Genomic DNA, 12,714 nt, shown 5'->3' with positions numbered 1-12,714 from the left:
TATGAAACCAAAAAAAAGTTCTTTATTATTAAGTGTTTGTATTCTATTTGTGATGATCGGTTTTGATCAATGGACCAAAAGTGCCATTGTCCATACTATTCCATTAGGACAATCCATTGAAGTCATTCATCGTTTCTTTTACTTGACGTATATTCAAAATACTGGTGCTGGATTCTCCATTTTTGAAGGCTTTGGCATATGGTTTTTTGGTGCCATCACCCTGGTTGCCTTGGGCGTGATGATTTATTTTTATTTTCATTGTGACAACGATTTACGCACCCAACTTTGTTTATCCTTTGTGGTTGCAGGGACCATTGGCAACTTTATCGATCGATTCAAACTGGGCTATGTGCGTGATTTTTTCTCTTTTTTAATTTTTGGACAGCCATTTCCCGTATTTAATGTGGCCGATATTTGTATTACCGTTGGCTTTGCGGCTTTGGTGATCATTCTTTTCTACGATGATTGGAAGGTGAAATCTCAATGGAAAACAAAATCATGACAATTTCCAGTGAAATGGCAGGTGGCCGTTTGGATAAGATCATTTCTACGTATTGTGCGCTTTCGCGATCACGCGTCAAGGAATTGATTGATCAAAATAAGATCCATGTCAATGGCAAGCAGGAAAAAGGAAGCTATACGTGTAAGGTGAATGATCGTGTTGTCATTGAAATTCCCGATGATCAGCCTTTGGATGTCCAACCAGAAAAGATGGATCTGGACATCATTTATGAAGATCATGATGTATTGGTCATCAACAAACCAAAGGGACTGGTGGTCCATCCAGCTCCTGGACATATGGATCATACATTGGTGAATGGATTAATGGATCATTGTGATGATCTATCAGGAATCAATGGCATCTTGCGCCCAGGCATCGTGCATCGAATCGATAAAGATACATCGGGGCTTTTGGTGGTGGCCAAAAACGATCAAGCCCATATGGCTTTATCCCAACAATTGACCGATAAGACCTGTCATCGGGAATATGTAGCCATTGTTCATCATCCATTTGATCACAGTTATGGAACGATCAATGCGCCGATAGGACGGGATCCTAAAGATCGTCAAAAAATGGCGGTAACGGAAAAAAATTCCAAACCGGCCATCACGCATTTTCAAGTAATCGAAAATTTTAAGGACTATGCATATATTCGTTGTCAATTGGAAACGGGACGAACGCATCAGATTCGTGTACATATGGCATATATTGGACATCCCATTGCGGGCGATCCCAAATATGGATATCGCAAGACCATTTCGGCCAATGGCCAATTACTGCATGCCTGTGCTTTGGAATTTATCCATCCCACCACGCAAAAACGAATGCATTTTGAAGCTCCCTTGGACCCAACGTTTGAAAGAATATTAAATGCGTTGGAATTGGGAAAGAGTATATAAAGCAATCCGCTTGATTGGCATCGACAAATAGAAACGGAAGGACAATATGAAACGAAACAATGTTTTGACATGGGATGAATATTTTATGAGTGTTGCGCATTTAAGTGCCATGCGTTCGAAAGATCCGAATACCCAAGTGGGGGCTTGCATCGTGAATGCCGATAAACGCGTGGTTGGCCTGGGCTATAATGGCTTTCCCCGCGGTTGTGATGATGATGTATTTCCCTGGCAACGAGAGGGTTCTTTTTTAGAAACCAAATATCCCTATGTCGTACATGCCGAATTGAATGCTATCTTAAATAGTATCCAAGATCTGAAAGGTTGTACCATTTATGTTTCGCTCTTTCCATGTAATGAATGTGCCAAAGCCATCATTCAATCGGGCATTCGTTGCGTGGTCTATGAAAGTGATAAATATAAAGGAACGGAAGAAAATATCGCCAGCAAGAAGATGTTTCGCGATGCCGGTGTAGAGTTGGTGCATTTAACGTATCAGACAAAAGTGGATGTACAGATCCTGAAAGATGAAAATAGCGGCCAATAACGGCCGCTTATTTGATTTTTTTTGTATTCGCAAAATGCAACTTCGCAACATGACATAATTCAGATGGACCAAATTGATCGACAAAATGTTGTGCACAAAGATCCACTTGTTTGCCAGCGCCTTTTTCAAAGTGAAATTGATACTTGGCTTCCATGGCATCCCATGCTTCTAAGAAGGCATTTCGTGCCAAGATGCTTCCACACGCAACGGATAGGTATTTGTTTTCGGCTTTGGTCTCAAAATGGATATTCGGAATGACTTCCGGCTGATCTTGAAGGTATTTGTAGTAAGACTTTTTTTGGACAAATTGATCAATGATCAAAAAGGAGGGCAGGACATAGCCTTTTTGATGGAGGTTGAGATAGGCTTGATTGTGTAATAAACACTTGATATCGACCATATTATGCGTTTGATGCACTTGATTGTATTTGTCATTGGATACGACCAAGATCGTATAGGGACATAATTTTTTGATTTCTGGTGCCAGTTGACGAATCTTTTCATCATTGATCTGTTTGGAATCTTGAATGCCCAACGAACGCAATACATCGACTTGCGCTTTTTCAACAATGGTTGCACTTACGACGACCGGTCCAAAATAATCACCGGTACCGACTTCATCACTGCCAGCTTGTGGATAAACATCGGTTTGTTCTTTAGTATCGGGAACCAACCAATCTAAATTTTTTCCCTGGAAAACGACTTTACCAGATGTATAAGCCGTAATGGTACATTCACGCAATTTAATTTGATAAAACGTATAGGCCGGATGACTTTCTTTTTGAATTTGATCAGCCACACGATTTTTTAAGTCGAAGATTTCTGCTTTCGACATTTTTTTTGTCAGAGTATTCATGGCTACATTTTATCATAAAATATGGTAGAATGAGACATGATACTTCAATCGAACTATTTTGTAATCTACGACTTTGTGCTCGTATTGATCAGTTTTTTCATTTTATTGCGCGCCTTTCATAAAGGCTTTCTGCGCCAACTTTTTGATCTTATGGCAACCATCCTTTCATTTGTAGGCGCTTGGTGGTTCTATGATGATCTAAGCCAAGCCTATCCACTGGTTCATCTATCCAGTTTGATTGATGATCCATTGAATAAGTTGGTATGGTTTGTGCTTTTGATCCTTGGCATTCGTATTTTTTTACGTTTGTTTCTGTTTCTTGTCGATGCCTCACGCCCCAAAAGAAAAAAGAGTGCCCTTTCTTTGATCAATCATATGGCCGGTTTAGGCATTGGATTTGTGGAAGTTGGATGCATCTTTTTCCTATGGACGGCGTTTTGTCAATTGCCATTTGTGGAAAATGGCGATACCTATGTGCAACACAGTGTTGTGATCCATACTGTGAACCAATGGAAAGAAGAGGTGACTGACCATGTCAACAACCTACGATGAATTTGACCACGCCATTGACTGGCAAACCGTATTGAAGCAAATTTCTCATTTTGCTTCTTTTTCTTGTTCGCAACAAGATATTTTGGCAAGTATACCCTTGACCAATCTGCATGAAATACAATGGAAATTGGATTTGGTCAAAGAAACTATAAAGATCCATCAACAAGGGGTCGTCGTAGAATTTGGTGGTTGTAAAGATATCCAACCCTATATCCAGCAAGCCACTAAACAAATGGTCCTTTCCGGACATGATCTGAGTGATATCGCGATCTTTTTGGGAACTTGTCGAAATGTCCAAAATACATTGCGCAATACCGATGCGTCACGATGCATGGAATTAGCCAATACGATGGATCCCTGTATACCGTTAATGAAAGCCATTGATCGAAAAATTGATCGAACCGGATCGATCAAATTGGATGCGACCCCGAAATTGGCTGGTTTACATCGTGCCTTGACGGGGGCTCGCTTGGCTTTGCAGGCCAGTGCAAAAGCTTTTATCAAAGCCCATAAAGAGCATTTGATGGATACGACCACAACGACCATTGGCAATCGCTTGTCGGTTTTGGTCAAAGCACAGGACAAAAACTATTTTGGGGGCATGGTCCATGGCCAGTCGCAAAGTGGTTTGGCTTTTTATGTGGAACCTCAAGCGTTTGTTGCAGCCAATAATCAGATTCAAGATCTCGAAGGAAAGATTGAACAAGAAAAAGAACGGATCTGCCGAGAATTGAGTCAACAAGTAGCGAAAAAAGCGATCCTTCTTTTGTCGAATCTGGAAACGATGACGGTATTGGATGTCGCTTTTGCGAAAGGAATGTGGGCATATCAAAAGGATGGATGTGTGCCCATGATCCAAACGCGAGATCATGCTTTTTTATTGGAACAAGCACGACATCCTTTGATCGATCCCAAAAAAGTGGTGGCCAATACGTATTCGTGTTCCAAAAATCAATATTGTTTAATGATTTCTGGGCCAAATATGGGAGGAAAGACCGTCACCTTAAAGACCATTGGTTTGTTTGTGACTTTGGCACATGCTGGTTTTCCGGTAATTTGTCATCGTGCCATCGTCCCCTATTATACGTCATTGTGGTTTGATATTGGTGATCACCAATCGATTGAACAGAATTTATCTACGTTTTCCTCCCATATTTCAAAATTAGCCACTATTTGTGCACAAGCCGATGATCGCACGTTTGTATTGATCGATGAACTTGGAAATGGTACGGATCCTTTGGAAGGGGCTAGTTTAGCGGTTGCCATCTTAGATTATTTGATCCAGAAACAAACCACGATCATTACGAGTACCCATTTCAATGAAGTGAAAGCCTATGGCAAGACCAATGATTCTATCTTAGTTTCCAGTGTGGAATTTGATCAAGAGACCCTTCAACCTACCTATCGCTATCTGGAAGGCATTTCGGGTTCTTCGTATGCCTTTTCGATTGCGGCTCAATATCATCTGGACCCGCAAATTTTGGCCTCGGCCAATCAATGGAAACAAACCCATATGCAGAAAGTGGATCAAGAGTTAGCTCGTTTAGAAAAGATGCAAAATGAAGTTCAAGCCAAAGAAGATCGTTTTGATGCTTTGATTGAAAATGCCCATGATCTGCAACGAAAGGCCGAAAAAGAAAGGCAACAATGGCAACGAAAAAAAACAGATCTGGATCGTACGTATCAAGAGCAGTTGCATGAAATGTTGGAAAAGAAACAAGATCAAGCACAAGCCATCATTCGTGCGTTGCAGCAGCAGAAACAAGGAAAGTTGCATGAACAAACGGCCTTGTTGCATCAATTGCATGTGATGGATCAAATCCCGCAAGAAGAGGAGGCTGTAGCCGAATCGTTGCAAGTGGGCGATTATGTACAAATCAAAGGGTTACAATCGCATGGTACCATTATTGATATTCGCAAGAAAGAAGCAACAATCGAAACCAATGGGATGCGTATGAAGGTGAAATTGAATCGGCTGACCAAGATCCATAAACCACAAGTCAAACCGGTCGTACGCAAGACCCATGTGGATCCCAGCTTTCATCGGTTTCCGTTGGAATTGAATTTGATTGGCATGCATGTTGAAGAAGGCATTGAAGCATTGGATCGCTATTTGGATCAAGCCATCGTTCATCATGTCAAACAAGTGCGTATCATCCATGGCATGGGTACCGGACGGTTGCGTGCGGCTGTGTGGGATGATTTGGATAAAAATCCCGTGGTAAAATCAAAAACGGCCGCTGGTCCAAATGAAGGTGGATTGGGAGCAACGATCGTATTATTGAAATAAGGAAGGGAATGCGTATGGCTATTTCTCAAAATCTACAAGATAAATTGGCTTTGTTGCCGGATCAGCCGGGTTGTTACATCATGAAAGATGAAAACGGCGAGATCTTATATGTGGGGAAAGCCAAGGTATTGAAAAATCGAGTGCGTTCGTATTTTCATGGGGTCCATAATGAAAAAACAACGCGATTGGTCAGTCACATTCGTGATTTTGAATTTATTGTGACGGATTCGGAAAAAGAATCGCTTTTGTTGGAAATCAACTTGATCAAGAAACATCATCCTCCTTACAATATTTTGTTGATGGATGATAAAAGCTATCCATATATCGTGATGACGCATGATGATTATTTTGCTGTTCGTTTAAGCCGGCGTGTGACTTCCAAAAAAGACACCTATTTTGGTCCGTATCCGAGCAGTGGGGCTGCCAATGAAATCGTGAAGCTGATCAATACCCTTTGGCCCATTCGTAAATGTCGTACCCTTCCTAAACAGGCTTGTTTGTATTATCATATGCATCAATGTCTGGGTCCTTGTATCCATGAAGTGGATAAAGAACAAATGGCTACGTATCGAAAAGAAATCAGTGCGTTCCTAAAAGGGGATGCGGATGCCATCATAAAACAACTCCAAGACAAAATGATGGTGGCCAGTGAAAATTTACAATTTGAAAAGGCCCAAGAATATCGGGATATGATTGCTTCCATTCATCATGTCATGGAAAAACAGATCATTGATTTTAAAGATCGCAAAGATCGAGATGTATTTGGATGGTATGAAGATAAAGGGTATATTTCGTTACAAGGATTCTTTATTCGGGATGGTAAGCTGTTGGGACGGAATTTTACGGTCATGCCCATCTACGAAGAGACGATGGATGCGTTTGTGAGCTTTATCTTGCAGTATTACCAAAATAATTTGATTCCCAAAGAAATATTAGTGCCAGAAGGCACGCCAACCGATATATTAGAAGATACGTTAGGTGTTCATGTATATATTCCACAGCGCGGGGATAAAAAGACCTTGGTGGATCTGGTTTGTAAGAATGCTAAAACAGCCCATGAACAAAAATTTGAACTGGTTTTTCGTAAACAAAAGGAATTGGATCAGGCCAATGCCCAATTATCGGCCATTTTCCATGCACCGATCCATACGGTTGAATTGTTTGATAATAGTCATTTATCAGGAACTTTTAATGTCAGTGGTTTGGTTGTATTTGTGGATGGTAAGCCCGATAAAAATCAATATCGTCACTATCATTTGGATACCTATCGATCGGATCTGGATAGTATGAAAGAAGTGATTTATCGCCGATATGTGCGATTGTTGAAAGAACAAAAACCTATGCCAGATCTCTTACTGGTGGATGGGGGAGCCCAACAAATTGAAGCAGCCAAAGAAATTCGGGATGCATTGGATCTAGATTTACGAATTGCTGGATTGGTCAAAGATGACAAACACAATACCCGAGCTTTAATGAATGATCAGTTGGAAGAGATTCCTCTACAAAAAGAATCCAGTTTGTTTTTTTTATTGACAAGAATGCAAGATGAAGTGCATCGATTTGCGATTTCGTATCATCGGAAACTGCGCAATCAATCCATGACCAAATCCATCTTAGATACGGTAGAAGGGATTGGACCGGCCAGGAAAAAGGCTTTGATGAGGGCATTCAAAAGCATGAAAAAAATGAAAGAAGCCAGCATCGATGAATTGGCGCAAGTGGTGCCAAAAGGGGTCGCACAAAGCTTATATGATAGGTTACATGAAGTATGATATAATGCTTGCGAGGTATTGAATATTGGAACGAAACGTACTTTTGGCACGTATTCTATTGTTGGTTTTATGTGCTATCTTAACCGGAACTTGCTTCTATCGATTGAATGAATCGTATGATCCTTTGGCGCGCTATCCGTATGCGACCGAAAAGAATCGGGAAACGATCTTAGAATATATGGATGCACGGGATATTGATTATATCATTTCCCAACAAATCCGACCTTCCGTTTTTATGGATTTTATCAAGATCCCAGGCTTTAATATTCGTTTAGCGAATGAATATCACTTGGCTAAAAAAACGCAAAAAGAATCGGATGCGTACATCGTTAACTTTGTGAATAAGTATTCCAACTATTTTACATCCAGTGAATTAGTGGATCTATTGACCTATTATACCTATGCGGATCTGACTACTTTTTATGAAAATGATGCCACCACGACAAAAAAATTGACCCTAGCATCCGATCCTACCGATAAATATTTGATCTTGGATTCCAAGACATCGGTTTATCGTTATCAACCATCCAATTTGGTTTCCCAAGATTCCATCCAGATCCAAGCCGATGTGCTCGATGATTGGAACGAGATGCAAGAAGCCTATAAAGCTATGTGGAATGGGGAAAGCTTAAGTGCTATATCGGGGTATCAATCGTATGATACAATCAATGAATCCTATATTGCCTTGGAAAATCAATATGGAGAGACGGTACTCAATCGTTTTCAATTGCCAGCTGGACAAAATGAAGCGCAGCTGGGATATACCATTCAATTGATCGATCCAACGGTTTGGATCGATGCCTGTCAAGCCAATCAGAATGATGATGGCACATACAATTATGAAAATGCCATCAAATCCTTATCCCAAAGTCAACAAAATCAAATTGTGTGGTTGGAGGAAAATGCGTATCGGTATGGTTTTGTGATTCGCTATCCAAAAGAGAAACAAAATGAGACCAATATGGCTTATCAACCTTTTGTATTGCGTTATGTTGGCAGAAAAGCGGCCAACAAAATGTGGAAAAATCATGTATCCATGGAAAAAATGGATTTTGAAGAATATCAGGAGTAGGAGGTAACGATGCGTATCATTGTCGCTAGTGATTCACATGGAAGTAATGAAATTCTAGATACGATTTATGATCAACACCCAGAAGCGAGTTTATTTCTGCATTGTGGTGATCTATGTGAAGATCCACGAAATTATCCGAACTGGTTATTTGTGTTAGGAAATAATGATTTCTGGGGTGAATTTCCTACGCGTCGGATTCTTTCTGTTGGGACTCATCGTCTATTGATGGAACATTCCCATCGTTGTTCTTTTTTTCATCGAGAAGAGGAGCTCGTTCGTTTAGCGAAAGGACATGCTTGTGACATCGTATGTTACGGTCATACCCATCGCAGTCATATCGAAAAAAAAGCCGGGATCTTTTTATTAAATCCCGGTTCTGTCTGGATGTCTCGTGATGGCAATCCACCAAGCTATGCCATCTTGGATGTGGATACGACCATTTCGGCCCAAATTGTTTTTTTGGATCAATAAATGATCTGGCCTTGGCCACCACAAAATTGAGTCACACGATCAATGAGCTTTTGCGCCGTCGTTTCCAATAAAGCATCGGAAGTAACTTCATTGCCTTGGATAATGAAATAAATATTTTTGGAATGTTCATCGACCAATGTTTTATTGACTTGACGAATCTCTAAGTGACAAATGATTTCATTGGCATCATCAATATAGCTGTATTCACCAGCCTTGACAGGTTGTGGTTCATCCAAACCAAGGGGAACAAATCGTTCACTCCCATCTTGTAGTCGTAATGTGACGTTGCCATCGATTTTATCGATATCATGAGCTCCCAATGCTAATTCCGTATCGGTAGAAATGATATTGTAGATATCCACCAATTTATTGATGGAAGGAAGATCGTTGCGCTTTTGCAGCAATTTGATCAAAGTTTCCGATGCCGGGGGATTCTTGCGACGACGAACCCCTACCTGATCATGTAAGGTATAAAAGCCTTGTACAATGGCTTCTTGTTTGGCATTGATGCCTTCATATTTTTGTTGAAGTTGTTGGATAGCTTCTTTTCGATAAGCAAGATAATCCGAAGAAAGGGAGGTATTATCGATCCCTTCTATGACAACGGCTTTTACTTTGACACCAAGATCCAAGACTTCCTTTGTAACGTTAAATTGAAATGTCATGTGTATCACCTCGATAGTATCGTATCGAGAAAAGATACAAAGAGGAACTAGAAGTATTTGATATTGGATATCAATGAAATTTATAAAAAAAAGACCTTCTGTGAAGGTCATCAAGTCTAGGTGGCGTCCTGGGAGGGATTCGAACCCCCGACCGATCGCTTAGAAGGCGATTGCTCTATCCAACTGAGCTACCAAGACAGCTAACTTATTATAACAAATCTATTATAGAATATCAATGGGGAATCGGGTATGAAAAAAGAAGGATATCAATTTGTGGGATGGTATGTTGACCCCGAATGTACGAAGCAGATCAATCCGGCGGCGGAATTATCAAAGGTCACGATCCTCTATCCCAAATGGGCACCAGTTTGGTACCCGATACAGTATAAAATGAATGGTGGTATGAATTCACGACTGAATCCACGATATACAAGTTGTGAATCGCCTGCTTATGTGTTGTATCCACCACAAAAGAAAGATCAAGTGTTTGTTGGATGGACCTATGAAGGACAACCTACAGATGTTGTACCAGCAAGACCACAGGGTTCGGTCACGATCGAAGCGCATTTTGTTGATCCTTGTGTGGTTTCGTTTGAAACATTTGGTGCTCGGCCCATCGATCCCATCGAAGTCGCACAAGATGGATATATTCATTCATTACCCATTGCCAAGCGCAGTGGCTATACCTTTGAAGGCTGGTATTGGGATGAGCAATTTTTATTTCCTTTCCATCTAAGTCAGGGCATCAATCATTCGTGCACGTTATATGCGAAAATGACAAAAAATGAATATCCTATCACTTATGATACACAGGGGGGATATTCAGCTCGAAGCAATCCGGATCATTATTGTTTTGATGATCCAACGATCTTGATTAAGCCCGCAAAGAAAAAGGGATATATATTCGATGGCTGGTATGATCAGATTGGTCGAAAACATGATTTTATTCGTCATCATTCTTTGGGCCCATTACATTTAGTTGCACGGTTTCATCGTATTGATTCTTAAAAGACAGTATGATAAAATTAATATGTTTCGCTAGGAGGATTTGGTGAATCTATATTATCAAGCACTTATACAAGAAATTCATGAATTAATGGGACAGGAAAAATATGATTTAGCTTTGGATAAAGTACAAGCTGAATTGGATTTGCCCTATGTTCCACAACCTGAATTGGATGTATTAGAAGCCTACAAGGAGGACTGTTTGGCACATATTGACAAGCCGGTTCCTCATCATGAAATCGAGATCTTGATTCATGGCAATATGGAGCAACAAGAAGCAGCCGTGGCGATGATGGCTGACATGAATCTTCGCACGATGCATGACGAAGTGCAACTCTTATTGGATTCCGATGTCCTGCTGAATGAAATCAAGGGAGAATTGATCGAGCATTTGATGGCTCAAAAGATTGATACACCCTATACAATGAAACGATCTGGATTGGGACTGACTTTTGTGCCGAGTTTGATCATTCCAAAGGAAGACGATCAAACCCTTTTGCAGATCAATCAATTGTTTACCGATTGGTTTGCGAATGATAATCCGACTTTCTATCAATTTTGTACACGTCTTTTAGAACAAGAAATGTTAGAAAACCGGCCATTTGATTTTATGAATCGTGATGCCAAACCCATTGCGAAAGCAATTGTGCGTTTGGTTGCAGAAGCATTTGGACAATCCGATGAATTTAAGTTGTTTGTTACCCAAAATCAGTTGGGTGAGATAGCGGATATACCGCTGATGATTGAAAGTCGAGGAGAACAAAATGAAAAGTAGTTGGACATTGAAAGAACATTCAGAAGGTGTTTTGGAAGTTGTTGTGGATGGTGATGTTTGGACAAAAGCCCAAAAACATGCATTTCAATATTTTAAGAAAAATATCACGATGAAAGGTTTCCGTCCTGGACAAGTTCCAGAAGCTTTATTAAAGAAACAAATTTCTAAAGAAGCCATTTATGAACAAGCTGTTGAAAATATCGCCAATACGGTTTTAGCCCAAGCTGTCAAAGAACAAAACTTAGAATTGGTCGCTCGTCCTACTTTGGATTATAAAGATGCAACAGATGAATCGGTTACTTTAGAATTCCATTGTGTAGTTGAACCGGAAGTGACTTTGGGAGACTATAAAGGATTAGATATTCATAAAGATGAAGTAGAAGTAACTGATGAAGATGTAGATAAAGAATTGGAACGTGTACAAGATCGTTATGCCGATTGGGTATTGCGTGAAGAAGGAGAAGCCGCTGTAGAAGGCGACCAAGTCATCATTGACTTTGTTGGTAAAAAAGACGGAGAAGCTTTCGAAGGTGGTTCTGGTGAAAATTATCCATTGGAATTGGGTTCGCAATCTTTCATCCCTGGTTTTGAAGATCAATTGATCGGTGTGAAATCGGGTGAAGTAAAAGATGTCAATGTGACATTCCCAGAAGATTATCAAGCCAAAGATCTTGCTGGACAAGATGCTGTATTCACAGTAACTGTTCATGATATTAAATATAAAGAACGTCCAGAAGTAAATGATGACTTGATTAAACAATTAAAACGCGATGGGGTAGAAACCGTAGAAAAATTTAAGGAAGTCACAAAAGAAGACCTTACAAAAGAGCGTGAACGCCAAGCAGAAGATAAATTCACTTCGGAAGTGATCAAGGCAGCTAGTGATAATGCAACGGTTGATATTCCTGCTGTGATGATCGAAAATGAAGTAGATAATGAATATCAACAATTTGTACAACGTATGCAACAGTCTGGATTTACCGTTGAACAATATTATCAAGCAACAGGTCAAACCGAAGAAGATATGAAAGCACAGATGCGTCCAGAAGCAACGGATCGTGTCAAGAATTCTTTGGTTTTACAAGCCATCGTTAAAGCTGAAAATATTGAAGTTTCTCAAGAAGATGTCGATAAAGAATACAATGAGATGTCTGAGTTGTACAAAATGGATGTCAATCAGATCAAACAATTGCTTCCAGCTTATCAAGTTCGTGCAGATCTAGCTCAACAGAAAGCATTAGAATTGATTAAGACTTCCGTTAAGTAGTAAAATACATATGATATAAAAAGGCGCTTAGCGTCTTTTTTAGA

13 protein-coding genes and 1 tRNA gene are annotated in these 12,714 nt (G+C 40.1%); 11 read left to right on the top strand and 3 right to left on the bottom strand.

All coding sequences use genetic code 11. The annotated features are described in order from the left end of the window. Window position 1: 1 nt before the first annotated feature. From lspA to SOS22_RS02730, 3 genes are read left to right on the top strand one after another with little or no spacing between them, the layout of a single operon-like run. Complete coding sequence (gene lspA, locus SOS22_RS02740) at window positions 2–502, top strand: signal peptidase II (protein WP_320325747.1); 501 nt, start codon at window positions 2–4, stop codon at window positions 500–502. Continuing rightward, window positions 484–1,401: an RluA family pseudouridine synthase gene (locus SOS22_RS02735; RefSeq protein ID WP_320596254.1), complete on the top strand. Its 918-nt coding sequence runs from the start codon at window positions 484–486 to the stop codon at window positions 1,399–1,401. The genes lspA and SOS22_RS02735 overlap by 19 nt, the downstream gene beginning before the upstream one ends. A 46-nt stretch (window positions 1,402–1,447) precedes the next feature. Beyond that, entirely contained in the window at window positions 1,448–1,945 is a 498-nt protein-coding gene (locus SOS22_RS02730) for a deoxycytidylate deaminase (protein ID WP_320325745.1), read from the top strand. A gap of 7 nt (window positions 1,946–1,952) precedes the next feature. On the opposite strand, the gene rnhC is transcribed toward SOS22_RS02730, so the two are convergent. Then, a complete protein-coding gene (rnhC, locus tag SOS22_RS02725; protein ID WP_320325744.1) occupies window positions 1,953–2,801 on the bottom strand; it encodes a ribonuclease HIII in 849 nt (282 codons plus the stop codon). A 36-nt stretch (window positions 2,802–2,837) separates the two neighbouring features. On the opposite strand from rnhC, the gene SOS22_RS02720 reads away from it, so the two are divergent. Genes SOS22_RS02720 through SOS22_RS02700 form a run of 5 tightly spaced genes read left to right on the top strand, consistent with a single transcriptional unit; the run spans window position 2,838 to window position 8,958 of the window. Further along, entirely contained in the window at window positions 2,838–3,353 is a 516-nt protein-coding gene (locus tag SOS22_RS02720; protein WP_320325743.1) for a CvpA family protein, read from the top strand. Then, window positions 3,334–5,643 (top strand): endonuclease MutS2, encoded by a 2,310-nt coding sequence (locus tag SOS22_RS02715; RefSeq protein WP_320596253.1) that lies wholly within the window; start codon window positions 3,334–3,336, stop codon window positions 5,641–5,643. Before SOS22_RS02720 ends, SOS22_RS02715 begins: the two co-directional genes overlap by 20 nt. A 14-nt stretch (window positions 5,644–5,657) precedes the next feature. Continuing rightward, on the top strand, window positions 5,658–7,415 hold the full coding sequence (gene uvrC / locus SOS22_RS02710) for an excinuclease ABC subunit UvrC (protein WP_320325741.1): 1,758 nt from the start codon (window positions 5,658–5,660) through the stop codon (window positions 7,413–7,415). Window positions 7,416–7,440: 25 nt separating this feature from the next. Next, window positions 7,441–8,487, top strand: coding sequence for a M15 family metallopeptidase (locus SOS22_RS02705; protein ID WP_320325740.1), 1,047 nt, complete (start codon window positions 7,441–7,443; stop codon window positions 8,485–8,487). A gap of 9 nt (window positions 8,488–8,496) precedes the next feature. Then, on the top strand, window positions 8,497–8,958 hold the full coding sequence (locus tag SOS22_RS02700; protein WP_320325739.1) for a metallophosphoesterase family protein: 462 nt from the start codon (window positions 8,497–8,499) through the stop codon (window positions 8,956–8,958). On the opposite strand, the gene SOS22_RS02695 is transcribed toward SOS22_RS02700, so the two are convergent. Together SOS22_RS02695 and SOS22_RS02690 are read right to left on the bottom strand one after the other, a co-directional pair. After that, window positions 8,952–9,623 (bottom strand): B3/4 domain-containing protein, encoded by a 672-nt coding sequence (locus SOS22_RS02695; RefSeq protein ID WP_320325738.1) that lies wholly within the window; start codon window positions 9,621–9,623, stop codon window positions 8,952–8,954. The genes SOS22_RS02700 and SOS22_RS02695 overlap by 7 nt on opposite strands. A 121-nt stretch (window positions 9,624–9,744) precedes the next feature. Then, a tRNA-Arg gene (locus SOS22_RS02690) sits at window positions 9,745–9,821 on the bottom strand. Between the two features lie 51 nt (window positions 9,822–9,872). Between SOS22_RS02690 and SOS22_RS02685 the strand changes: the two genes are divergently transcribed. The 3 genes from SOS22_RS02685 to tig are packed head-to-tail and all read left to right on the top strand — an operon-like array spanning window position 9,873 to window position 12,670. Then, a complete protein-coding gene (locus tag SOS22_RS02685; protein WP_320326543.1) occupies window positions 9,873–10,631 on the top strand; it encodes an InlB B-repeat-containing protein in 759 nt (252 codons plus the stop codon). Between the two features lie 43 nt (window positions 10,632–10,674). Next, complete coding sequence (locus SOS22_RS02680; protein WP_320596252.1) at window positions 10,675–11,403, top strand: DUF3196 family protein; 729 nt, start codon at window positions 10,675–10,677, stop codon at window positions 11,401–11,403. Continuing rightward, a complete protein-coding gene (tig, locus tag SOS22_RS02675; protein WP_320596251.1) occupies window positions 11,393–12,670 on the top strand; it encodes a trigger factor in 1,278 nt (425 codons plus the stop codon). The genes SOS22_RS02680 and tig overlap by 11 nt, the downstream gene beginning before the upstream one ends. The last annotated feature ends 44 nt before the right edge of the window (window positions 12,671–12,714 follow it).

This window comes from Absicoccus sp. (genome assembly GCF_034090965.1).
GTDB classification, from domain to species: domain Bacteria; phylum Bacillota_I; class Bacilli_A; order Erysipelotrichales; family Erysipelotrichaceae; genus Absicoccus; species Absicoccus intestinalis.
Note: the sequence above shows the minus strand (reverse complement) of the source record. Positions and strands in the feature narration are given on the sequence as shown.

Coding starts and splice junctions, on each gene's coding strand:
- lspA (WP_320325747.1), top strand. CDS start 2: ATGAAACCAAAAAAAAGTTCTTTATTATTAAGTGTTTGTATTCTATTT.
- SOS22_RS02735 (WP_320596254.1), top strand. CDS start 484: ATGGAAAACAAAATCATGACAATTTCCAGTGAAATGGCAGGTGGCCGT.
- SOS22_RS02730 (WP_320325745.1), top strand. CDS start 1,448: ATGAAACGAAACAATGTTTTGACATGGGATGAATATTTTATGAGTGTT.
- rnhC (WP_320325744.1), bottom strand. CDS start 2,801: ATGAATACTCTGACAAAAAAAATGTCGAAAGCAGAAATCTTCGACTTA.
- SOS22_RS02720 (WP_320325743.1), top strand. CDS start 2,838: ATGATACTTCAATCGAACTATTTTGTAATCTACGACTTTGTGCTCGTA.
- SOS22_RS02715 (WP_320596253.1), top strand. CDS start 3,334: ATGTCAACAACCTACGATGAATTTGACCACGCCATTGACTGGCAAACC.
- uvrC (WP_320325741.1), top strand. CDS start 5,658: ATGGCTATTTCTCAAAATCTACAAGATAAATTGGCTTTGTTGCCGGAT.
- SOS22_RS02700 (WP_320325739.1), top strand. CDS start 8,497: ATGCGTATCATTGTCGCTAGTGATTCACATGGAAGTAATGAAATTCTA.
- SOS22_RS02695 (WP_320325738.1), bottom strand. CDS start 9,623: ATGACATTTCAATTTAACGTTACAAAGGAAGTCTTGGATCTTGGTGTC.
- SOS22_RS02685 (WP_320326543.1), top strand. CDS start 9,873: ATGAAAAAAGAAGGATATCAATTTGTGGGATGGTATGTTGACCCCGAA.
- tig (WP_320596251.1), top strand. CDS start 11,393: ATGAAAAGTAGTTGGACATTGAAAGAACATTCAGAAGGTGTTTTGGAA.